This window comes from Paracoccus contaminans (assembly GCF_002105555.1).
Taxonomy (GTDB): domain Bacteria; phylum Pseudomonadota; class Alphaproteobacteria; order Rhodobacterales; family Rhodobacteraceae; genus Paracoccus; species Paracoccus contaminans.
On the sequence record NZ_CP020612.1, the window covers coordinates 507756 to 529427 of the forward strand.

Sequence of the window (21672 nt, forward strand, 5' to 3'; positions counted from 1 at the left end):
GATGAGCCTGCGCCCCTTCATCCGGCGATCACCCATGCCCGGCCTGGGGCTGAGCATGGGGATCACGCTCACCATGGTGTCGCTGGTCGTGCTGCTGCCGATCGGGGCGCTGATGATGCGCGGGATCGCTTACGGCCCGGCCAATCTGTGGGCGGTCATCGATCGCCCGCGGGTCTGGGCGGCGCTGCTGCTGTCGTTCCGCCTGGCGCTGCTGGCGGCGCTGTTCAACCTGCTGTTCGGGGGGCTGCTGGCCTGGGTGCTGGCGCGCTATCGCTTTCCCGGACGGCGCATCCTGGACGCGGCGGTTGACCTGCCCTTTGCGCTGCCGACGGCGGTGGCGGGGATCGCGCTGACCGCGCTGTATGTCCCCAAGGGGGTGCTGGGCGGGCTGGCCGCCGGGATCGGCTGGAAGATCGCCTATACCCAGTGGGGCATCTTCATCGCCCTGGTCTTTGTCGGGCTGCCCTTCGTCACCCGCACGCTCCAGCCCGTGATCGAGGAGATCGACCGCGAGGTCGAGGAGGCATCGGCCACGCTGGGCGCCAGCCGCGCCCATACGCTGCGCCGGGTGATCCTGCCCATGCTGGCCCCGGCGGCGCTGACCGGATTTGCGCTGGCGCTGGCGCGGGCGGTCGGCGAATACGGCAGCGTCATCTTCATCGCCGGCAACCTGCCGATGAAGACCGAGATCGCCCCCCTGCTGATCGTCATCCAGCTGGAGGAATTCAATTACGATGCCGCGGCCGCCATCGGCATTGCGATGCTGGTGATCAGCTTTGCCATGCTGCTGGCGATCAACCTGATCCAGATATGGAGCAGACGGAGAATCGGCGATGTCTGACGCGGCCCCCGCCCGTTTCCGCCCGCCCGCGACCGAACCGCCATGGGTCCGCATCCTGTTGATCGCGCTGGCTGCGGCCGGGATGGCGCTGATGGTCGGCGCCCCCCTGGCCATCGTCTTTGCCGAGGCGCTGGCCGAGGGCGCAGGGGCGGCGCTTGCCGCGCTGAGGCACCGCGACGCGCTGTCGGCGATCGCGCTGACGCTGACGATCACGGCGATCGCGGTGCCGCTGAATGCCGTCTTCGGTATCGCGGCGGCCTGGTTCGTCACCCGCTTCGATTTCCGCGGCAAGGCGCTGCTGGTCACGCTGATCGATTTGCCCTTCTCGGTCTCGCCAGTGGTGGCGGGGCTGTGCATCGTGCTGCTGTTCGGCGCCAATTCGACGGTCGGCGGATGGCTGGTCGCGCATGGCCTGCCGATCGTCTTTGCGGTGCCCGGCATCGTGCTGGCGACGATGTTCGTGACCTTTCCCTTCGTCGCGCGCGAGCTGATCCCGGTGATGATCGAGCAGGGCCGCGCCGAGGAGGAGGCGGCGCTGACGCTGGGGGCATCGGGCTGGCGCGTGCTGCGCAGCGTGACGCTGCCCAATATCCGCTGGGCGCTGCTTTACGGCGTGCTGCTCTCCACCGCCCGCGCCATGGGCGAATTCGGCGCCGTCGCCGTGGTGTCGGGCAAGATCCGCGGCAAGACGGCGACCATGCCGATCACCATCGAGATGATGTACAACGAATACCTGTCGGTCGCGGCGTTTTCGCTGGCGGCGCTGCTGGCGCTGCTGGCGCTGCTGACGCTGCTGTTCAAGACCGCGCTGGAAATGCGCCATGCCGACCAGCTTTCCTCGACCCGCCGCCATTGAAAGGGCAGCCCCCGTGCAGATCGAAATCGACCGCATCACCAAGCTGTTCGGCGCGACCGCGGCGCTGCATCCGGTGTCGCTGACGATCCCCTCGGGGGCGCTGGTATCGCTGCTGGGGCCGTCGGGCTCGGGCAAGACGACGCTGCTGCGCATCCTGGGCGGCCTTGAATATCCCAGCGGCGGGCGGGTGCTGTTCGACGGCCGGGACGCGACCGCCCTGACGGTGCAGGAACGGCGGGCGGGGTTCGTCTTTCAGTCCTATGCGCTGTTCCGCCACATGACCGTGGCGCGCAACATCGCCTATGGGCTTGAGGCGCGCCCCCGCGCCCTGCGCCCGCCGCGGGCCGAGATCGAGCGGCGGGTGGCCCGGCTGCTGGATCTTATCCAGTTGCCCGACATCGGCGCCCGCTATCCCTCGCAGCTGTCGGGCGGCCAGCGCCAGCGCGTCGCGCTGGCCCGCGCGCTGGCGATCGAGCCGCGGATGCTGCTGCTGGACGAGCCGTTCGGCGCGCTGGACGCACGGGTGCGCAAGGAACTGCGCCAGGGCCTGCGCGACATTCACGATAAAACCGGGCTGACCACCGTCTTTGTCACCCATGACCAGCATGAGGCGATGGAGCTGGCCGATCTGGTCGTCATCATGTCAATGGGCCGGATCGAACAGATCGGCCGGCCGCAGGATATCCTGGAACGCCCGGCGACATCTTTCGTGCGCGCCTTCATCGAAATATGACCCGCGGCGGGAGCCATCCCCTGACATTGCGGCGGTAGCAGTGCCTATCTGTTCGGGACGGATGCCGGAATGCCAGGGGAAAACCGCCATGAACGCCCATGCCGACCCATCCATCACCGATCCGCAGTCGGCTGGCAGGATCACCCTGCCGGTCGAGGGGATGACCTGCGCCTCATGCGTGGGCCGCGTGGAACGGGCGCTGAGGGGGGTGCCGGGCGTTGCCTCGGCCGCCGTCAACCTTGCGACCGAACGGGCCGACCTGCGCCTGAACGCACCGGTCCCGCGCGCGGCGCTGGTCGCCGCAGTCGAAAAGGCGGGCTATGGCGTGCCCGCCGCTGCGGCCGCAAGCGTCGATCTGGCCATCGAGGGGATGACCTGCGCCTCATGCGTGGGGCGGGTGGAACGGGCCCTGAAGGCCGTGCCGGGCGTCGCCGCCGCAGCCGTGAACCTGGCGACGGAGCGTGCCCGCGTGCAGGGCACGGCCGATCCGCAGGCCCTGGCAGCGGCGGTGGCGGGCGCCGGCTATCAGGTGCGGGTGATCGCGCCTGCGGGTACAGCGCCGCAGGCGACCGCCGGCGCCGATGAGGCCGCCGCCGCCCGGCGCGAGGCCGAGCGCCTGTCCCTGCGGCGCGATCTGATCCTGGCCGCGGTGCTGACGCTGCCGGTCTTCGTGCTGGAAATGGGCGGCCACATGATCGGCGGCTTTCATGCGCTGGTCGGGCGCACCATCGGGATGCAGGCCAGCTGGTATCTGCAATGCCTGCTGACGCTGGCGATCCTGGCCGGTCCGGGGCAGCGGTTCTATCGCAAGGGCATCCCGGCGCTGCTGCGGGGGGCGCCCGACATGAACAGCCTTGTGGCGGTCGGCACGCTGGCGGCCTTCGGCTATTCGGCGGTGGCTACCTTTGCGCCGCAGCTGCTGCCCGCAGGCACCGTTCATGTCTATTACGAGGCCGCGGCGGTGATCGTCACGCTGATCCTGCTGGGCCGCTTTCTCGAGGCACGGGCGCGCGGGCGCACCTCGCAGGCGATAACCCGGCTGGTCGGCCTGCAGCCGCGCACCGCGCGCCTGCGCCGCGCCGGCACCGCGCCGGCCGAGATCGCGGCGGCCGACGTGGCCCCCGGCGATGTGATCGAGGTGCGCCCCGGCGAGCGCATCCCCGTCGATGGTCAGGTGGTCGAGGGCGAAAGCTGGGTGGACGAATCGATGATCACCGGCGAGCCGGTCCCGGTGGAAAAGCGCCCCGGCGCGCCCGTCACCGGCGGCACGATCAACCAGCGCGGCGCGCTGGCGCTGCGGGCCACCGCCGTCGGGGGGGATACGGTGCTGGCCCAGATCATCCGCATGGTCGAAGAGGCGCAGGGCTCCAAGCTGCCGATCCAGGCGCTGGTGGACCGGGTGACGATGTGGTTCGTCCCCGCGGTGATGGCGGCGGCGGCGCTGACCTTTGCGGCCTGGCTCCTGTTCGGCCCCGATCCGGCGCTGACCTTTGCGCTGGTCAATGCCGTCGCCGTGCTGATCGTGGCCTGCCCCTGCGCGATGGGGCTGGCGACCCCTACCTCGATCATGGTCGGGACGGGCCGGGGGGCCGAGCTCGGCATCCTGTTCCGCCGGGGCGAGGCGCTGCAACTGCTGCGCGACACGCGCATCGTCGCGCTGGACAAGACCGGCACCCTGACGCGGGGGCGACCGGCGCTGACCGATCTTGAACTGGCGCCCGGCTTTGATCGCGGGGGGGTGCTGGCCCTGATCGCCGCCGTCGAGGCGCGGTCCGAACACCCGATCGCCCGCGCCATCGCTGCCGCGGCCGAGGGCGAGGGGCTGGCATTGCCGCCGGTCAGCGACTTTGCCGCGGCTGTCGGCCTGGGGGTGCGGGCGCGGGCGGACGGGCAATGGGTCGAGATCGGCGCCGACCGCTTCATGGCGCAGCTGGGCCATGACGTGTCGGGCTTTGCGGCCGTTGCGCAGCGTCTGGGCGATGAGGGCAAGACGCCCCTTTACGCCGCGATCGGCGGCCGGCTGGCCGCCATCATCGCCGTTGCCGACCCGATCAAGGACAGCACGCCCGCCGCCATCGCGGCGCTGCATGCCCAGGGGCTGAAGGTCGCGATGATCACCGGCGACAACCGCCGCACCGCCGAGGCAATCGCCCGCAGGCTGGGCATCGACGATGTCGTGGCCGAGGTTCTGCCCGAGGGCAAGGTCGCGGCGGTGCGCCGTCTCAAGGCCGCGCATGGCACGCTGGCCTATGTCGGCGACGGCATCAACGATGCCCCGGCGCTGGCCGAAGGCGATGTAGGGCTGGCGATCGGCACGGGAACGGATGTCGCGATCGAGGCGGCGGATGTGGTGCTGATGTCGGGCAGCCTTGCCGGGGTGCCGAACGCCATCGCCCTGTCGCGCGCAACGATCGGCAATATCCGGCAGAACCTGTTCTGGGCCTTTGCCTACAACACCGCGCTGATCCCGCTGGCGGCGGGGCTGCTGTATCCCGCGCGCGGGATCCTGCTCTCACCGATGGTCGCCGCAGGGGCGATGGCGCTGTCCTCGGTATTCGTGCTGGGCAATGCGCTGCGGCTGCGCGGGTTTGTTCCCCCCACCCTGCCGGCCCGCAGCCCGGCCGCAGGCTGACGCGCGGCGCCCCCTGCCGGCAAGACAGGCGCATCGCAGGAAGGATGACGGCGGGCGCGGGCATGACGGCTGCCCACGCGCATCGCATCCCTTTCGCCGGCGGCCCCGGATCAGGCGTCGGCGGCAACGCTTGGGGCTGCGGCGGGGGCTGAAGGCTCCGCTGCCGCTTCATCCACCGCGTCAAGGGCCTGCGTCATCGCGGCATGGCCCGCCTCCCACCGCCGTGCCAGGGCGGCTGGGGTATAGTCGAAGGCCTTGGCGCCGATTTCCCATCCATCGCCCGAGGGCAGGACCTCGTGCACCATGACCGGGGGCATGTCGGCAGCCTCGACCCGCGCCCTGACATCGCGCAGCGCCCAGGCCCGTTGCGAGGCAAAGGCCAGATCCTGCCCGCGCGAGAGCACCTGATCGAGGCTGCCCGGCGCAGCACCGGCCAGCGGCCAGGGGTCGAGCACCCAGCAGCGGGTGGCCGATGTCGGCATCGGCTCGAACAGGCGGCGGACGGGGCAGTTCTCGGAAAGTCCGCCGTCAACCAGGCGGCGCCCGTCGATGACGACGGGCGGGAACCCCAGAGGCAGCGCGGCGCTGGCCAGCACATGCTCGATCCGCAGGCCGCCATCGTGGTTGTCGAACACCGCCGGCTCGCCCGTGGTCTGGTCAAGGGCGACGATGGACAGGCGCGTGGGCGATGCGTTCAGGGCCTCGATATCCACCAGGCTGGACAGCAGCCGCGCCATCGGGGCTGTCTCGAACAGGTGATCGTCGGGGATGACCCCCGGCAAGGCGGCGAGGAAACCCGGCAGGCCGGGGCGGAACAGCGCCGGGCGCCCCACAAGCAGCGCGCGCAGCGCCGATGCCTTGCGCAGCGCCGATGCGCCGCCCAGGGCAAGACCGTCCACCGAACCTTGCCAGAACGCGGTTAGCCGCTCGACCGCCTGTTCGGGCGGCCCGCCAAGCCACAGCGCCCCGGTGATCGCCCCGATCGAGGTGCCCGCCACATGGGCAGGCATGATGCCGCGTTCGATCAGGGCCTGCACCGCCCCTGCGTGGAACACCCCCAGCGCATTGCCGCCGCTGAAGGACAGGACATGGTTCCACGAGGTCATCATCTGGTTCCTTTGAAAGATCCGGCCCGGCTGCCGGGCAGATCGCGCCTCGGCAGCGGCCATTTTCCGGCGACCGGGCGCGTATCGCGCTCGGCCCTACTTGCTTGAGGGGGGCGTCAAAGCCCGCCCTCGCCCTTGCGCGTCGTTCCGGCCGGCGGCAGGGCGCAAGGGCAGGGGCGGGCGGGTATTATCGGGCGCGGGTCACTGCGCGCGGGCGTTGACCCTGGCCTCGGCCAGCGCGGTCAGCTTGCGATCGGTGGCCTGTTCCTCGTCAAGGTTCTGCTGCAGCAATGCGGCGCAATCGTCGAACCCCAGCTCCTTGGCCCAGGCGACCAGCGTGCCATAGCGGGTGATCTCGTAATGCTCGACCGCCTGCGCCGAAGCGAGCAGCGCCGCATCCAGAACCGACTTGTCCGCGATCTCGCCCGAGGTCTCGTCCGCCTCGCGGATGATGCCGTCGATGGCGGGGCAGTTGATCGCCTTGGGGGCCTCTCCATGCAGCTGGAACACCTGCTGCAGGCGCTGGATCTGGCCCTGGGTTTCGGCCAGATGGGTTTCAAAGCCGGCCTTGAGGTCAGCGTCGGTGGCCTTGCCGATCATCTTCTGCAGGGCGCCGAGGATCTGGTTCTCGGCATAGTAGATGTCCTGCAGTTGATGAACGAACAGATCGTCAAGGGTCTGGATATCGCTTGTCAGGGCCATGAAAGCCTCCTGTCGGGAATGGACGGACACGGGACAACCCGCGAGGGATGGATTCGCCGCACTGATTTATGTTGAAGGCAAAGGGGCAAATCGTCCCCTTGGGCCGAAGGCAAGGGTCCGTTCTGCCCTGCCACCGGCCCCTGCCTTGCCTGTCGCGGAACGGCCCGGACGCATCCGCCCCCTGGCGGCCGGCGCGCATCTGGGGGCGCTGACACTGCCAGTCGGCAGGGGCCGGCCACGGCCGAACCATGCAGCCAAGGTCCGGCCAGCGCGCGGGGGGCGCCGGGTGATCGGCGGGGGCGGGCCTCAACCCGCCGCGCGGCCGGATGGTCGGGGCGCCAGTTCCAGGATGCACGGAATTTCGGTCCGTGCGGCGGCCGGACATTCTTCGCCGTCGATCAGGGCAAACAGCCGGGCCAGCATGCCCTCCACATCCTGGCGCGCCATGGCGATCATCTGGGGCAGCAGGGCGGCGAAGGGATCCCAGTCAAAGCAGGCCATCCGCACCCCTGCCGGGTCGGGCAGCCCGGCGACAACGCGCATCACCCCCTCGACCGCGATGGTCGAGTTGGCAAAGATGCCCAGCGGGGCGGCGGGGGCGGCGCGGCCCAGCTCGGCCGCGACAGGGGCCGACGAATAGCCGGGCGTCACGATATGCGACGGCTCGGCAGACCGGCCCGCCTCGGCCAGGGCGGCATGAAAGCCGCGCAGGCGTTCGGTCGTGTTGTTGTCGCCCACGCGCCCCCCCACGAACCACAGCGGGACCGGCGCGCCGAAATCGGCCTCGGTCCGCCGGACCAGCAGCCGCGTCAGCCGCAAGGCCCCGTCGAAATTGTCCGACAGGACCGAGGGCGCAAGCCGCCCCGGCAGGTCAAGGTTGATCGCCCTGACGCCGGCCGCGTGGCAAAGGGCGGCGATCCGGTCTGGGTCTGTGGCCCCGGTGACGACCAGGCACTCGGCCTGATAGGACACCATCTCGCGCGCCGCCTCGAATTCCAGGTCGGGATCGCGCCGGGTGCAGGTTATCACCGGAAACAGGCCGCGGGCTCGGGCCATCGTCTCGAACCGCTCGGCGATGGCGCCGAAATAGCGGTTGTCGTATTTCGGGACGATCATGCCGATGACATGCGAACGCTCGCGGCGCAGCATGCTGGCCTGAAAGTTGACGGCATAGCCCTGTTCGGCAGCGATGCGGTTGACCCGGTCGGCCGTCATGCGGCTGATCCGGCGCTTGGCCCAGGTTCCGTTCAGGACCGAACTGACGGCGCCCGGACTGACCTCGGCCAGCCGGGCGATGTCATATATCGTCGCCCGCCGTGGCATCTGATCCGGGCCCCTCGCCACATCAGCCCCCTTCCCCCCGGTCCGCGGCGCGGACCTTCTTGCGAGGAAGTTTCTTGACAATGATACGACGGTCAAGCGAATTGCTAAATCGGTTGAGCATGGCATCGCACCCATTGCGCATGCCGCGCCGCCGGCACCCCGCCGGGGCGCCGGCCCGGACCGGATCACAGGGAGGGAAACCCGAGATGAAGACCAGACTGACGATGATCGCCGCCCTGTTCGGCGCGACGCTGCTGTCCACCGGGGGCGCCATGGCGGCCGGTGCGACCGTTGCGTTCCTGATGCCCGACCAAGCCTCGACCCGCTATGAGGAGCATGATTTCCCCGGCTTTCAAAAGGCCATGAAGGAACTCTGCGCCGACTGCCAGGTGATCTATCAGAACGCCAATGGCGACGTGAACCTGCAGCAGCAGCAGTTCAATTCGGTCATCGCCCAGGGGGCCAAGGTCGTCGTGCTGGACCCGGTGGACAGCGCCGCGGCAGCGGGGCTGGTCGAGATCGCCCATTCCCAGGACGTCAAGATCATCGCCTATGACCGCCCGATCCCGGCCAAGCCGGCGGATTACTATGTCTCGTTCGACAACAAGGGCATCGGCCAGGCGATCGCGCAGTCGCTGGTTGACCACCTCAAGGCCGGGGGCGTGGCCGAAGGCGCGGGCGTGCTGCAGATCAACGGCTCGCCCACCGACGCGGCGGCAGGCCTGATCCGCGACGGCATCGACGCGGCGCTGGACGCATCGGCCTACAAGACGCTGGCCGAGTTCGACACCCCCGAATGGGCGCCGCCCAAGGCGCAGGAATGGGCGGCCGGGCAGATCACCCGCTTTGGCGCCGACATCAAGGGCATCGTGGCGGCCAATGACGGCACCGCGGGCGGCGCCATCGCCGCGCTGAAGGCCGCGGGCGTGAGCCCCCTGCCCCCGGTGACCGGCAATGACGCGACGATCGCGGCGCTGCAGCTGATCCTGGCGGGCGATCAGTACAACACCATCTCGAAGCCGTCCGAGGTCGTGGCCGAGGCCGCCGCCAAGGTCGCCGTCGCGCTGGTGAACGGCCAGACGCCCGAGGCGAAGACCACGCTTTATGATACCCCGGCCGAGCTGTTCGTGCCCGCCGTGGTGACCAAAGAGAACATCAAGGCCGAGATCTTCGACAAGGGCATCCAGACCTATGACCAGGTCTGCACCGGCGAATACGCCGCCGCCTGCGAGGCCGCCGGCATCAGCAAGTAAGGCAGGAAGGCCGCGCCCGTGCGGGTGCGGCCTCCACCATGTCCGCAGCGGGAAAGGACGGCGATGACCGAGACGACCACTTCATCGAAGGGCCCCGGCCGGCTGATCCTCAGCCTGCGCGGCGTGTCCAAGCAGTTCGGCGCGGTCACCGCGCTGTCCGACATCGAACTGGATGTCCACGAAGGCGAGGTCGTGGCCCTGGTCGGCGACAACGGCGCGGGCAAGTCCACGCTGGTCAAGGTGCTGGCGGGCGTGCATCAGCCGACCGCGGGCACCATCCGGTTCATGGACCGCGAGGTGACGCTGGACAGCCCCGGCAAGGCGCTGGAAATGGGCATCGCCACCGTCTTTCAGGACTTGGCGCTGTGCGAAAACCTTGATGTCGTGGCCAACCTGTTCCTGGGGCACGAGATGAACCCCTGGGCGCTGGACGAGGTGGGGATGGAGGTGCGCGCCTGGACGCTGCTGCAGGAACTGGCGGCGCGCATCCCTTCGGTGCGCGAGCCGATCGCCTCGCTGTCGGGCGGCCAGCGTCAGACCGTCGCCATTGCGCGCTCGCTGCTGCTGGACCCCAAGATCATCATGCTGGACGAACCGACTGCCGCCCTGGGCGTGGCGCAGACCGCCGAGGTGCTGAACCTGATCGAGCGCGTGCGCGAACGGGGCCATGGCGTCATCCTGATTTCGCACAACATGGCCGATGTCCGGGCGGTGGCCGACCGCATCGTCGTGCTGCGGCTGGGGCGCAACAACGGCGTCTTTACCGCCGAGACCCCGCATGAGGAACTGGTGTCGGCGATCACCGGGCTCAGCGACAATTCCGTTTCGCGCCGGGCCGCGCGCAAGTTGCAGCAAACGGAGGGTGCGGCATGACACCGGACAACACGCCTCAACTGGACCGCGCCGATGTGCGCCTGCGCCATGACGAAGGCATCGGCGGCGCCGTGCGGGCATTCATCGACCGCGTGCGGTCAGGCGATCTGGGGATGCTGCCGGTGGTGGCGGGGCTGCTGATCATCTCGGTCGTGTTCAGCGCGCTGAACCCGGTCTTCCTGGCCCCCAACAATCTGGTGAACCTGCTGTTCGACTGCGCCGCGGTGGGGATGATCTCGCTGGGCGTGATCTTCGTGCTGCTGCTGGGCGAAATCGATTTGTCCATCGGCTCGATGAGCGGGCTGTCCTCGGCGTTGCTGGGGGTGATGTGGGTCGGCAGCGGCCTGCCGCTGGCCGCCGCCATCGCGATGTCGGTGCTGTGCGGGGCGGCGGTCGGGGCGCTTTACGGCTTTCTGCGCAACCGCTTCGAGATGCCCAGCTTTGTCGCCACCCTGTCGGGGCTGCTGGCGCTGCTGGGGATGCAGCTTTACATCCTGGGGCCGACGGGGTCGATCAACCTGCCCTATGCCTCGGCCCTGGTCCGGTTCGGCCAGATCCTCATCATGCCGGACTGGCTGTCCTATTGTCTGGCGGTCCTGCCGGGGGTGCTGATCGTGCTGGGCGGGCTGCGCCGCAACCGGGCGCGCCGCGCGGCAAACCTGTCGGGCGGGAACCTGTCGGTGGTGCTGGTCAAGGCGGCCCTGCTGACCGTGGGCCTGCTGGTTGCGGCGTGGTATCTGAACCTCGGGCGGGGCGTGCCGTGGATGTTCGGCGTCTTTGTCGGCTTCGTCGTGCTGATGAACTACATGCTGACCCGCACCAAATGGGGGCGCTCGCTGTTCGCCGTGGGCGGCAATGCCGAGGCGGCGCGCCGGTCGGGCATCGACGTGCGCCGCATCCGCAGCTCGGCCTTCGTGCTGTGTTCGATCTTTGCGGCACTGGGCGGCGTGTTCTCGGCCGCGCGGCTGGCCTCGGCCAGCCAGCAGGCGGGCACGGGCGACGTGAACCTGAACGCCATCGCCGCGGCGGTGATCGGGGGGACATCGCTGTTCGGCGGGCGCGGATCGGCCTGGTCGGCGCTGCTGGGAATTCTGGTCATCCAGGCGATTTCCAACGGGCTGACGCTGCTGAACCTGTCGTCCTCGCTGCGCTACATGATCACCGGCGGCGTGCTGGCCATCGCCGTGATCGTCGACTCGCTGGCCCGCCGTTCGCGCGCCAGCCATGGCCGCGCCTGACAGGAAAGGAAGACCCATGGCTCAACATATGCAAGGCAAGGTCGCCGCCGTCACGGGTGCGGCCTCGGGGATCGGGCTGGCCTGCGCCCGCGCCCTGCTGGACGAGGGCGCGACCGTGGTGCTGGTGGACCGGGCCGAGGACCGCCTGACCAGCCTGTGCGCCGAACTGGGCGAACGCGCCAAGCCGCTGGCGATGGACCTGATGGACGGCGCGCAGGTCGATGCGCTGGCCGAGCGGGCGGAGGCCCTGGCCGGCGCGCCGCTGGACATCCTGCACGCCAATGCCGGCGCCTATGTCGGCGGCCCGGCCGCCGAGGGCGATCCTGACGCCTGGGACCGGATGCTCCATCTCAACATCAACGCGGCCTTCCGCTGCGTCCGCGCCGTGCTGCCGGGGATGATCGCGCGCAAGACCGGCGACATCATCTTCACCAGCTCGGTTGCCGGCGTCGTGCCGGTGGTGTGGGAACCGGTCTATACCGCGTCCAAGTTCGCCGTGCAGGCCTTCCTGCATGCGACGCGCCGCCAGGTCGCCCCGCACGGCATCCGCATGGGCGCCGTCCTGCCCGGCCCGGTCGTGACCGCCCTGCTGGATGACTGGCCCAAGGCCAAGATGGAGGAAGCCCTGGCCAACGGCAGCCTGATGCAGCCGACCGAGGTGGCCGAGGCGGTGATCTTCATGCTGACGCGGCCGCGCGGCGTGGTGATCCGCGATCTGGTGATCCTGCCCAACAGCGTCGATCTGTGAGGATGCGATGACTACCGGACCCCTGTTCCTCGGCGTCGATGTCGGCACCGGAAGCGCCCGCGCCGGGCTGTTCGACGCAAGCGGGCGGATGCTGGCCGCCGCCAAGCGCGACATCCGGATGTGGCGCGAGGCCGGGTCGGTCGTCGAGCAGTCCTCGGACGACATCTGGCAGGCGGTCTGCGCCGCCGTGCGCGAGGCCGTGGCGGATGCCGCCATCGACACGGCAGCCGTTGCCGGCATCGGCTTTGACGCGACCTGCTCGCTGGTCCTGCTGGGGCCGGGCGGGCAGCCGGTCACGGTCAGCCCCTCGGGCGACCCGGCCCGCAACATCATCGTCTGGATGGACCACCGGGCGCTGGATCAGGCCCAGCGCATCAACGCCGGCCACCATGACGTGCTGCGCTATGTCGGCGGGGTCATCTCGCCCGAGATGGAAACGCCCAAGCTGCTGTGGCTGCGCGAGCATCTGCCGGACAGCTATCGCGGGGCGTGGCAGTTCCTCGACCTCGCCGATTTCCTGACCTGGCGGGCCACGGGCGATCTGGCGCGGTCAAGCTGCACGGTGACGTGCAAATGGACCTATCTGGCGCATGAAAGCCGCTGGGACGCGGATTATTTCCGCGCGATCGGCCTTGGCGATCTGGCTGACGAGGGCTTTGCCCGCATCGGCCAGCGCGTCGTTGCCCCCGGCACGCCCCTGGGCGCCGGGCTGACCACGCAGGCGGCGGCGGAACTGGGCCTGCGTGCCGGAACGCCCGTGGGGGCGGGGCTGATCGACGCCCATGCCGGCGGGCTTGGCACGGTCGGGGCCTTTGGCGATCCGCAAGCCAATCTTGGCTATGTGTTCGGCACCTCGTCCTGCACCATGACATCAACCGGCCGGCCGGTCTTTGTGCCGGGCGTGTGGGGCCCCTATTTCGATGCGATGGTGCCGGGGCTGTGGCTGAACGAGGGCGGCCAGTCCGCCGCCGGGGCCGCCATCGACCAGCTGGTCCGCTTTCACCCGGCCTGGCCCGAGGCGCAAGCCGCTGCCGAGGCGGCGCGCCTTCCCCTGCCCGTCTGGCTGGCCGAGCGGGCCGCCGAGGCCGCCCCGGACGCATCGGCCGCAATCGACCTGGCGGCCGGGCTGCATGTCGTCCCCGAGTTCCTGGGCAACCGCGCCCCCTTTGCCGACCCCCATGCCCGCGCCATCATCGCCGGGCTGGGGATGGAGCGTGACATCGCGAACCTGACGGCGCTGTATGTCGCGGGCCTGTCGGGCATCGGCTACGGCCTGCGCCAGATCGTCGAGACGCAGGAGCGCGCCGGCGCCCCTGTCGCGCGGGTGGTGATCTCGGGCGGGGCGGGCCAATCGGGGCTGGTGCGCCAGCTGCTCGCCGATGCCGCCGGCCTGCCGGTCGCCGCGGTCACCGCCGAAGAGCCGGTGCTGCTGGGATCGGCGATCCTGGGTGCGGTCGCGGCCGGAACCCATAGCTCGGCCGTGGACGCGATGCAGGCGATGACCCACCGCGGCCCCCAATACAGTCCCGCACCCGACCGGGCCGAGCAGCACCGCCACCGCTATGACGTCTTTCAGGCATTGCAGGCGGCCGCCCGAAGCAACCGGTAGATCGCGCGGGAGGCAGGCCAGCATGTCCAAGGAAGGCTTTCCCTGGGCCATGCTGGCGCAACAGATCCACCGGGCGCGCCGCTGGTGATCCAGGCCGGTTTCAGCGATGGAACCCGGCCCGGCCCGTTTCCTGATGCCGGACGAGGAGCGCGCGCCTGATACACCCCATCCGGGCGTCCCGCGCCCCAAACGGCCGCAAGCCTCTGCCTGTGCAGGATGGCATCTTCCGGATCGCCCTGACCGGATCGCCATTGGCGTGACATGCCCGAGGCGTTCGGCCCCGGCCCTCGCTTTCTGCCGGTTCCGGCGCTGCCCGGCCCGTGGGACCAGATGATGGATGCGCCACAGACACGTGGCGCGCCGCCTTTGCCCCCGGATGATTGCCCGGCTGGCCATGCCTATCCCTGACGCAAAGGCGATCATGATTGATGCGCCCCCCCCTCGGGGCGCATTCTATGGCGGCCAGCCTGCGGTTGGTAAAAGCGGCGCGCTTGACTGATCGGCAGACTGGGGCGGCATGAAGCAAACGCCGGCCGTCACCGATGCCCGGTGGCGGCGGGTGGGCCGATCGGGTTCTCGGGGCCCAAGCCCGGCCAGCGGCCGCACCGGCGCCGCTGCCTTGCTTGAAGACTGCCCTCAGCGGAACGGTTGCTGGCAGAGCGGGGGCAAGGATGCCAACTGGTTCAGGCAGACCGTGAATGACGAAGGAATAGCCGCGGCGAGCAGACACATCTGCCGCCCGGGCGATGAGAGCGGGCGATCCCCGCTATCGGCCGGGGATTACGCTTCAGCTTGATACCGCCCTTCGAACCCGCGTCTCACACGCCTCACCCAGGGCCGCGGCCTTTCGCACCGTTGGCACCTCAAGGCCAAGCCCCCCCTGCGCTGAGCGGCGACAGCGCGGCGTTGCTTGAAGGCTGGTCCCGTCGCAAAGGCCGGGACGATCTCGCACTCGCCCGGGCGCATGTCGCGAGGAGTGTGCGGGCCTTACACACCTCTGCCCACCAAAAGCCCCCTTTTCCCCAGGTTCTGCATCAAGGCTCCTGCGGCGAACTGCCAGGGCGGGCATTGTGTGGACAGGCGCACTGTGTTGACCAGCCTGCCCAGCGACGGCTCGGCGATACTCACCCTGTCGCCGATGTGATGGGTGAAACCCTGTCCTGCCGCATCCCTGTCCTGCGTGGGGGCGAACAACGTGCCCAGATACAGCATGAACCCGTCGGGGTACTGGTGATGGGGGCCGCAGGCCTGCGCCGCAAGGTCGGCCGGGTCGCGGCTAATCTGCGCCATGGAGGAGGCGCCCTCCAGCACGAAGCCGTCCTGCCCTTCCACCCGCAGCGTCAGTTCGGCCCGGCGCACCTCGTCCAGCCCGTAGCCCGCGTCGAACAGCCGGATGAAGGGGCCGATCGCGGCCGAGGCGTTGTTGTCCTTGGCCTTGCCCAGCAGCAGGGCCGAACGCCCCTCGACATCGCGCAGGTTCACGTCATTGCCCAGCGTGGCGCCCCGGATGCGGCCGCGGCTGTCCACGGCCAGCACCACCTCCGGCTCGGGGTTGTTCCAGCGGCTGATGGGGTGCAGGCCGATATCGGCGCCCCAGCCGACCGCGGCCATGGGCTGGCACTTGGTGAAGATCTCGGCATCCGGGCCGATCCCGACCTCGAGATACTGCGACCACAGGCCCTCGGCCTTGAGGATGCGGGCGACCTCGGCCGCGCGGTCGGATCCGGGCTTGATGCCGCGCAGGTTGGCGCCGATGGCCTCGCCGATGCGCGCGCGGATGCCAGCGGCCAGGTCCGGGTTGCCGGCGGCCTGCTCCTCGATCACGCGCTCGACCATCGAGGCGGCGAAGGTCACGCCCGAGGCCTTGACCGCCTGAAGATCGCAGGGCGCCAGCAGCCGCCCGGCGTCGCCCGCAGCGCCCATGACGGCAAAATCGGACAGCGCGCCGATATCCTCGCCCGCCTGGGCGTCCAGCCAGGCGCAGGGGTCGTCCATCTCCAGCAGATCGCGCATCGTGGGCACCTCGGCCGAAGTCACGTCCGCCAGGCGCCCGTCCCGATGCTCGACAAGGGCAGGTCCGATGCCCGGCCGCCAGACGCGGCCGACAAAACGCCCCTCCTGCGGCAGCGCGGTCATTTGCCCCACCGCAGGACAATGGGATCGAGGCGACGCGCCAGGTCGATCGCCATGGCGCGCGTGGCCGGATGCAGCGGCAGGACCGGATGGCGGCAGGCGTCCGAGGCGATCACGCCCCCCTCCATCATCAGCGCCTTGGCCGCGCGAAAGCCGCATTGCCGGTTTTCATGGTTCACGAAGGGCAGCACGCGGGCATAGGCGTCGGTCGCGGCATCGCGCTCGCCCGCGGCCCACAGCGACAGCACCGGCCTGATCTGATCCACGATCGAGGCCGAGGTCATCGACCCCGTCGCGCCCGCGTCCAGATCGGCCAGCAGGGTGATCGCCTCCTCTCCGTCCATCGGGGCCTCGATGGCCTCGCCCCCTTCGGCGATCAGCGCCCGCAGCTTGGCCGCGGCCTGCGGGCATTCGATCTTGAACAGCTTGACCATCTCGATCTCGCGCGCCATGCGCACCAGCAGCGGCACGGGCAGCTCCACCCCCGACATGGGCGCGTCCTGCACCATGATCGGGATGCCGACCGCGCCCACGGCGGCGAATTGTTCAAAGGTCTGCTGGGGCGTGCCGCGCATGGTCGCGCCGTGATAGGGCGCCATCATCATCACCGCCGCCGCGCCCAGATCGCGCGCCAGCCGCGCGCGGGCGACGGCGATGGGCGTGGCGAAATGGCTGATCGTGACGATCACCGGCACCCGGCCCGCCACATGCTCCAGCGACAGCCGCGTGAGCGTCAGGCGCTCCTCGTCCGACAGAAGGAACTGTTCCGAGAAATTGGCCAGGATGCAGATCCCCGTCGCGCCCTGATCGATCATGCAGTCAAGAACACGGCCCATCCCGGCAATGTCCACCCGACCATCCGTATCAAACGGCGTCGGCGCAACGGGCCAAATGCCTTCCCAAGCTGGCATCGGATTTACCTTTCGGAATTGCAGTTGCGATGGTCCTCCGCCGCATGAGCAGCGGAGGAGCGGGTTTCACTTGACGAATTCGGCGGGCAGATCCTGCTTGAACCAGGTCTTGTAGATGCCGCCCAGCTTGCCGTTCTGCAGATTGTCGCCAACCCATTTGTCCAGATAGGCCTTCAATTCCGGCTCGTTCTTGCGCAGGCCGATGGCCATGGGATAGGCGGCCATCTCGTACTTGACCGTCATGTCCAGCGACGGGTTGTTTTCGATCAACGCATTCGCCGAGGACAGCGCCCCCGCATAGATCTTCTGCTGGCCGGTCGCCACGGCCGTATCGGCGGTCGCCTCATCCTCGTAGCGCACGATATTCGCACCCGCGCCGGCTTCCTTCACCGATTTGGTAAGCTCGATATCGGCTGTCGTGCCGCGCGCGACGGCCACACTCTTGCCATCCAGACCCTTGGGATCGGCGATGGATTCCGCCTTGGGGGCGGCGATCACCACCGGGATAAGACCATAGGGGCGGGAATAGTCGATGACCTTCTTGCGTTCCTCGGTGACGGAAAACGAGGAAATCACCACATCGGCCTTGTTTGTCTGCAAATAGGGAACACGGTTCGCCCCCGACACGGGGACGATGGTCAACTTGACGCCCAGATCCTCTGCCAGCAGCTTGGCAGTTTCGACATCGGACCCGGTTTCCTTGGCCGAGCTGTCCAGCATTCCGTAAGGCGGGTGGCTGACATCGATCGCCACCTTGATTTCGCCGGCGGCCTTGATGTCGGCCAGGGTGTCGGCGGCTGCGGGGATGGCCGTCGCGGCCAGGGTGAACACCGCCATGGCAGCGGCGGCGAAAGTCTTCAGCGTCATCCGGTTTCCTCCCTTGGATGTCGATCCTCAAGCGGGCGTCACAGCCCACTGCCCACGAACTGTTTCAGCTCGGGTGTCTGCGGGTCGGCCAGCAGGTTGCGGTCGCCGGCCTCCCATATCCGTCCCTGATGCATGAAGACGATCTGGTCCGCGACCGAACTGGCAAATGCCATCTCGTGCGTCACCAGCATCATGGTCATCCCGCCTGCGGCCAGGCGCTCGATCACGCGCAACACCTCGCCCGTCAGTTCGGGATCGAGTGCCGACGTGACCTCGTCAAACAGCATGAGCCGTGGCCGCATGGCCAGCGACCGGGCGATGGCCACGCGTTGCTGCTGGCCGCCGGACAGTTGCTCGGGGTAGACCTGCGCCTTTTCGGCCAGCCCGACCTGCGAGAGCACCTCGGCGGCGAGGGCCCGCGCCTCGTCCGAACCGATGCGATGCACCTTGCGCGGGGCGAGCATCACGTTCTGCTCGACCGTCAGATGGGGAAACAGGTTGTAGCTCTGGAAGACGATGCCGACATCCTGCCGCAGATCTCTCAGATCGACCCCCGGAACATGCAGCGAGCGGCCGCAGACCTCCAGCTCGCCCGCGTTTATCCCCTCCAGTCCGTTCACGCAGCGCAGCGCCGTGGACTTGCCCGAGCCGCTGCGGCCGATCAGCGCCACGACTTCGCCCCGCCGCACCTGAAGGTCGATGCCCTTGAGAACTTCCATCGTGCCATAGCTCTTGCGGACGCCGTGAAACCGGACGAGCGGGCCTTCGGCAGGATCATATACGGACATCAGCAACTCCGGTGAGGATCAGGCGCGCCGAAGGCGGCGTTCGAGACGCCGGGCACAGAGTGACAGCGGGAAGCAGATCGCAAAGTAGAGAAGCGCCGCGATCGTGAAGACGGTGAATGGCTTGAAGGTCGAGTTGTTGATGACCTTGGCCGAATAGGTCAGGTCGAAGAACCCGATCACGACCGAGTAGGACGTGTTCTTGACGATCTGGACCAGGAAGCCGACCGTCGGGGGCACGGCGATGCGAAGCGCCTGGGGGAGGATCACGCTGACCAGGCGCTGCGTGCGGGTCAGGGCCAGGCATTCGGCCGCCTCCCACTGCGTGCGCGGGACGGCCTCGATGCAGCCGCGCCAGATCTCGCCAAGATACGCGCTGGCGTAAAGGGTCATGGCGACGCCAGCCGCGACAAGGGCCGGCACGTCGAAGCCGCCGATGCTCATGCCGAAATAGCTGACGAACATCAGCACCGGCAGCGGGATGCCCTGCATGATCTGCACCCAGATCGCGGCGGGTATCCGCAGCAGGCGGCTGGACGAGGTTCGCGCCAGCGCCAGCGGCAGGCCGATCGCCACCCCGCCCGCAAAGCCGAGGGTAGAGAGCACCAGCGTCCAGCCCGCGCCGCGAAGAATGTAGAGCAGCTGGTCGGGCGTGAGGCCGAGGATCGTCACAACGGCGTTCCCAGGCGGCGGCGGCGCGGGAACGACAGCCGCGCCACGGTCAGAAGGACCGCGCGCAGCGCCAGCGTCAGCGCCAGATAAATGACGGCGATCACCAGATAGACCTCGAAACCGCGGAAGGTGAAGGACTGGATCATGTAGGCCGCCCCGGTCAGTTCCTCGGCAGAAATCTGCGACATGATGGATGTGGCGAGCATCATCAGCACGAACTGGCTGACCAGCGCGGGATAGACGCGCTCGACCGCCTGCGGCAGCTCGATCGAGAACAGCCGCTGCGCCGGCGTCAGGGCAAGGCAGTCGGAAGCCTCAAGCTGTCCCGCGGGGATGCTTTCAAACCCGGCACGCATGATCTCGGCCGTGTAGGCGCCGACATTGATCGACAGCGCGATAATGGCCGCCAGCAGCGGCCCCGTGTGAATGTGCAGCGTCGCCAGGCCGAAGAAAAGCCAGAACACCTGGATGATCAGCGGGGTATTGCGGATCGCCTCGACATAGATCGTGGCGATCCGCCCCAGCCACCAGCCTCCGCGCAAGCGGGCCACGGCGACGGCAGTTCCCAGCGCAAACCCCGGCACGACCGACAGCACGGTCATCTTGATGGTCAGCCAGGCACCATGCGCAAGCTCGGCGCGATAGCCCGGCAGGAACGAAAAATCGAACTCATAGGACATCGGATGTCCCGCAGACCGGCTTGGCAGTTCGGTTGAGCCGCATCATGGCCAGCATCCTCCCCCCCTCGAAGGCGCCCGCTTTGCGGACGTTTTTGCTTGATTCTCTTGTGGCATTAGTGGCTATTGCTGGCAATAGTCATTTTGAGAGGCCATCATGCGCCCTAACTTCGGCCCCCTTATCCGCCTTCACCCTGCGGACAACGTTGCCGTCGCCCGCGAGGACGTTCCCGCCGGGACGCGCCTGGACGACGATGTCACGGCGGCCGAGACGATCCCGTCGGGGCACAAGGTCGCGATGGAGCCGATCGCTTCCGGCGCGGCGGTGCTGAAATACGGTCAGGTGATCGGCGTCGCGTCGGCCGACATCCGGCCGGGCCAGCATGTGCATCTGCAGAACCTGGCGATGCAGGACAGTGCTGTCGCGCATGAGATCGGCGCGGATGCCCGCGCCACCCCCCTGCTGCCCGAAGCCGAGCGGGCGACCTTCCAGGGATATCTGCGCCATGACGGGCAGGTGGGAACCAGGAACTATATCGGGATCATCACCAGCGTGAACTGTTCGGCGACGGTTGCGCGGGCGGTCGCCGACCGGTTCAACCATGGCGGGCTGGACGGGTTTGACAATGTGGACGGCGTCGTTGCGCTGACCCATGCAACCGGATGCGCCATCAGCCTCAAGACCGAAGGCTACGCCTATCTGACACGGGTGCTGGCCGGTTATGCGCGCAACCCCAACTTTGCGGGCATCCTGATGATCGGTCTGGGCTGCGAGACCAACCAGATCGCCGCCATCACCGAACACTTCGGCATGACCGAAGGACCGATGCTGCGGACCATGACGATCCAGCAGCTTGGCGGAACGCGGCGCACGATCGAAGCCGCCTCGGACATGATCCGTGAGATGCTGCCCACGGTGAACGCGGCGCAGCGCAGCACCCAGCCGGCGGCCGGGCTGAAGCTGGCGCTGCAATGCGGGGGTTCGGATGGTTATTCGGGCATCTCGGCCAATCCGGCGCTGGGATATGCGGCCGACCTGCTGGTCCGCCATGGCGGCACCGCGGTTCTCAGCGAAACGCCCGAAATCTACGGCGCCGAGCATCTTCTGACCCGGCGGGCCGTCTCGCCGGCGGTGGCGCAGAAGCTGATCGACCGGATCGACTGGTGGCGCGACTATACCGCCCGCAACGGGGCCGAGCTGAACAACAACCCAAGCCACGGCAACAAGGCGGGCGGCCTGACCACGATCCTCGAGAAATCACTGGGCGCGGTGGCCAAGGGCGGCACCATGCCGCTCGAGGCCGTCTACGAATATGCCGAGCCGATCGACAGGGCCGGCTTCGTGTTCATGGATACGCCCGGCTATGACCCGGTTGCCGTGACCGGCCAGGTCGCGGGCGGCTGCAACATGCTGGTCTTCACGACAGGGCGGGGATCGGTGTCGGGCTGGAAGCCCGTGCCCACGATCAAGGTGGCGACCAACACAGCGATGGCCGCCCATATGGACGAGGACATGGATCTTGATTGCGGCGGCATCGTGGCCGGCACGGAAAGCATTGAATCGGCCGGGGAGCGTATCTTCCGCAAGGTTCTCGCTGTAGCCTCGGGAGAACGGACCGCCAGCGAGATCTATGACTATGGAGACAACGAATTCGTGCCCTGGCAGATCGGGGCTGTCACCTGAGGCGCCCCAGGGCGCACGGGCCAGACAAC

The 21672-nt window shown here is 68.6% G+C and carries 19 protein-coding genes; 10 read left to right on the plus strand and 9 right to left on the minus strand.

Annotated elements, in window-relative coordinates; all coding sequences use genetic code 11:
- Position 1: 1 nt before the first annotated feature.
- The 4 genes from cysT to B0A89_RS02440 all read left to right on the plus strand — a co-directional run bounded on the left by cysT (position 2) and on the right by B0A89_RS02440 (position 5062).
- Positions 2–841: a sulfate ABC transporter permease subunit CysT gene (gene cysT / locus B0A89_RS02425; RefSeq protein WP_085376779.1), complete on the plus strand. Its 840-nt coding sequence runs from the start codon at positions 2–4 to the stop codon at positions 839–841.
- Positions 834–1697, plus strand: coding sequence for a sulfate ABC transporter permease subunit CysW (cysW, locus tag B0A89_RS02430; protein WP_085376780.1), 864 nt, complete (start codon positions 834–836; stop codon positions 1695–1697). Before cysT ends, cysW begins: the two co-directional genes overlap by 8 nt.
- A 13-nt stretch (positions 1698–1710) precedes the next feature.
- Positions 1711–2430: a sulfate/molybdate ABC transporter ATP-binding protein gene (locus B0A89_RS02435; protein ID WP_085376781.1), complete on the plus strand. Its 720-nt coding sequence runs from the start codon at positions 1711–1713 to the stop codon at positions 2428–2430.
- Between the two features lie 88 nt (positions 2431–2518).
- A complete protein-coding gene (locus B0A89_RS02440) occupies positions 2519–5062 on the plus strand; it encodes a heavy metal translocating P-type ATPase (protein WP_085376782.1) in 2544 nt (847 codons plus the stop codon).
- 110 nt (positions 5063–5172) lie between these two features.
- On the opposite strand, the gene B0A89_RS02445 is transcribed toward B0A89_RS02440, so the two are convergent.
- The 3 genes from B0A89_RS02445 to B0A89_RS02455 form a co-directional block, all read right to left on the minus strand.
- On the minus strand, positions 5173–6171 hold the full coding sequence (locus tag B0A89_RS02445; protein WP_169712121.1) for a patatin-like phospholipase family protein: 999 nt from the start codon (positions 6169–6171) through the stop codon (positions 5173–5175).
- A 198-nt stretch (positions 6172–6369) separates the two neighbouring features.
- On the minus strand, positions 6370–6870 hold the full coding sequence (locus B0A89_RS02450) for a YciE/YciF ferroxidase family protein (RefSeq protein ID WP_085376784.1): 501 nt from the start codon (positions 6868–6870) through the stop codon (positions 6370–6372).
- A 306-nt stretch (positions 6871–7176) separates the two neighbouring features.
- Positions 7177–8193 carry a LacI family DNA-binding transcriptional regulator gene (locus B0A89_RS02455; RefSeq protein WP_085376785.1) on the minus strand — a complete coding sequence of 339 codons (1017 nt, stop codon included), beginning with the start codon at positions 8191–8193 and terminating at the stop codon, positions 7177–7179.
- A 206-nt stretch (positions 8194–8399) separates the two neighbouring features.
- Between B0A89_RS02455 and B0A89_RS02460 the strand changes: the two genes are divergently transcribed.
- From B0A89_RS02460 to B0A89_RS02480, 5 genes are all read left to right on the plus strand, one after another.
- On the plus strand, positions 8400–9446 hold the full coding sequence (locus B0A89_RS02460; protein ID WP_085376786.1) for an ABC transporter substrate-binding protein: 1047 nt from the start codon (positions 8400–8402) through the stop codon (positions 9444–9446).
- Between the two features lie 63 nt (positions 9447–9509).
- On the plus strand, positions 9510–10319 hold the full coding sequence (locus B0A89_RS02465; protein WP_085376787.1) for an ATP-binding cassette domain-containing protein: 810 nt from the start codon (positions 9510–9512) through the stop codon (positions 10317–10319).
- A complete protein-coding gene (locus B0A89_RS02470) occupies positions 10316–11557 on the plus strand; it encodes a sugar ABC transporter permease (RefSeq protein ID WP_085376788.1) in 1242 nt (413 codons plus the stop codon). The genes B0A89_RS02465 and B0A89_RS02470 overlap by 4 nt, the downstream gene beginning before the upstream one ends.
- Before the next feature lie 16 nt (positions 11558–11573).
- Positions 11574–12305, plus strand: coding sequence for an SDR family oxidoreductase (locus B0A89_RS02475; protein WP_085376789.1), 732 nt, complete (start codon positions 11574–11576; stop codon positions 12303–12305).
- A 7-nt stretch (positions 12306–12312) separates the two neighbouring features.
- Positions 12313–13914 carry an FGGY-family carbohydrate kinase gene (locus tag B0A89_RS02480; protein WP_085376790.1) on the plus strand — a complete coding sequence of 534 codons (1602 nt, stop codon included), beginning with the start codon at positions 12313–12315 and terminating at the stop codon, positions 13912–13914.
- Between the two features lie 987 nt (positions 13915–14901).
- Here the strand turns inward: B0A89_RS02480 and B0A89_RS02485 are convergent.
- From B0A89_RS02485 to B0A89_RS02510, 6 genes are all read right to left on the minus strand, one after another.
- Positions 14902–16050 (minus strand): fumarylacetoacetate hydrolase family protein, encoded by a 1149-nt coding sequence (locus B0A89_RS02485; protein WP_085376791.1) that lies wholly within the window; start codon positions 16048–16050, stop codon positions 14902–14904.
- The gene (locus tag B0A89_RS02490; protein ID WP_085376792.1) at positions 16047–16958 is read right to left on the minus strand and encodes a dihydrodipicolinate synthase family protein; all 912 of its coding nucleotides are present in this window, start codon (positions 16956–16958) and stop codon (positions 16047–16049) included. The genes B0A89_RS02485 and B0A89_RS02490 overlap by 4 nt, the downstream gene beginning before the upstream one ends.
- A 66-nt stretch (positions 16959–17024) precedes the next feature.
- On the minus strand, positions 17025–17825 hold the full coding sequence (locus tag B0A89_RS02495; RefSeq protein ID WP_085376793.1) for a transporter substrate-binding domain-containing protein: 801 nt from the start codon (positions 17823–17825) through the stop codon (positions 17025–17027).
- 38 nt (positions 17826–17863) lie between these two features.
- On the minus strand, positions 17864–18613 hold the full coding sequence (locus B0A89_RS02500; RefSeq protein ID WP_085376794.1) for an amino acid ABC transporter ATP-binding protein: 750 nt from the start codon (positions 18611–18613) through the stop codon (positions 17864–17866).
- An 18-nt stretch (positions 18614–18631) separates the two neighbouring features.
- Positions 18632–19282: an amino acid ABC transporter permease gene (locus B0A89_RS02505; RefSeq protein WP_085376795.1), complete on the minus strand. Its 651-nt coding sequence runs from the start codon at positions 19280–19282 to the stop codon at positions 18632–18634.
- On the minus strand, positions 19279–19962 hold the full coding sequence (locus tag B0A89_RS02510; RefSeq protein ID WP_085376796.1) for an amino acid ABC transporter permease: 684 nt from the start codon (positions 19960–19962) through the stop codon (positions 19279–19281). Before B0A89_RS02510 ends, B0A89_RS02505 begins: the two co-directional genes overlap by 4 nt.
- A 154-nt stretch (positions 19963–20116) precedes the next feature.
- Between B0A89_RS02510 and B0A89_RS02515 the strand changes: the two genes are divergently transcribed.
- Positions 20117–21643 (plus strand): UxaA family hydrolase, encoded by a 1527-nt coding sequence (locus B0A89_RS02515; RefSeq protein ID WP_085376797.1) that lies wholly within the window; start codon positions 20117–20119, stop codon positions 21641–21643.
- The last annotated feature ends 29 nt before the right edge of the window (positions 21644–21672 follow it).

What these genes read in the sequence shown, in the direction of transcription:
- cysT (WP_085376779.1), top strand. Translation starts at nt 2, where the DNA reads ATGAGCCTGCGCCCCTTCATCCGGCGATCACCCATGCCCGGCCTGGGG.
- cysW (WP_085376780.1), top strand. Translation starts at nt 834, where the DNA reads ATGTCTGACGCGGCCCCCGCCCGTTTCCGCCCGCCCGCGACCGAACCG.
- B0A89_RS02440 (WP_085376782.1), top strand. Translation starts at nt 2,519, where the DNA reads ATGAACGCCCATGCCGACCCATCCATCACCGATCCGCAGTCGGCTGGC.
- B0A89_RS02445 (WP_169712121.1), bottom strand. Translation starts at nt 6,171, where the DNA reads ATGATGACCTCGTGGAACCATGTCCTGTCCTTCAGCGGCGGCAATGCG.
- B0A89_RS02450 (WP_085376784.1), bottom strand. Translation starts at nt 6,870, where the DNA reads ATGGCCCTGACAAGCGATATCCAGACCCTTGACGATCTGTTCGTTCAT.
- B0A89_RS02455 (WP_085376785.1), bottom strand. Translation starts at nt 8,193, where the DNA reads ATGCCACGGCGGGCGACGATATATGACATCGCCCGGCTGGCCGAGGTC.
- B0A89_RS02460 (WP_085376786.1), top strand. Translation starts at nt 8,400, where the DNA reads ATGAAGACCAGACTGACGATGATCGCCGCCCTGTTCGGCGCGACGCTG.
- B0A89_RS02465 (WP_085376787.1), top strand. Translation starts at nt 9,510, where the DNA reads ATGACCGAGACGACCACTTCATCGAAGGGCCCCGGCCGGCTGATCCTC.
- B0A89_RS02470 (WP_085376788.1), top strand. Translation starts at nt 10,316, where the DNA reads ATGACACCGGACAACACGCCTCAACTGGACCGCGCCGATGTGCGCCTG.
- B0A89_RS02475 (WP_085376789.1), top strand. Translation starts at nt 11,574, where the DNA reads ATGGCTCAACATATGCAAGGCAAGGTCGCCGCCGTCACGGGTGCGGCC.
- B0A89_RS02480 (WP_085376790.1), top strand. Translation starts at nt 12,313, where the DNA reads ATGACTACCGGACCCCTGTTCCTCGGCGTCGATGTCGGCACCGGAAGC.
- B0A89_RS02485 (WP_085376791.1), bottom strand. Translation starts at nt 16,050, where the DNA reads ATGACCGCGCTGCCGCAGGAGGGGCGTTTTGTCGGCCGCGTCTGGCGG.
- B0A89_RS02490 (WP_085376792.1), bottom strand. Translation starts at nt 16,958, where the DNA reads ATGCCAGCTTGGGAAGGCATTTGGCCCGTTGCGCCGACGCCGTTTGAT.
- B0A89_RS02495 (WP_085376793.1), bottom strand. Translation starts at nt 17,825, where the DNA reads ATGACGCTGAAGACTTTCGCCGCCGCTGCCATGGCGGTGTTCACCCTG.
- B0A89_RS02500 (WP_085376794.1), bottom strand. Translation starts at nt 18,613, where the DNA reads ATGTCCGTATATGATCCTGCCGAAGGCCCGCTCGTCCGGTTTCACGGC.
- B0A89_RS02510 (WP_085376796.1), bottom strand. Translation starts at nt 19,962, where the DNA reads ATGTCCTATGAGTTCGATTTTTCGTTCCTGCCGGGCTATCGCGCCGAG.
- B0A89_RS02515 (WP_085376797.1), top strand. Translation starts at nt 20,117, where the DNA reads ATGCGCCCTAACTTCGGCCCCCTTATCCGCCTTCACCCTGCGGACAAC.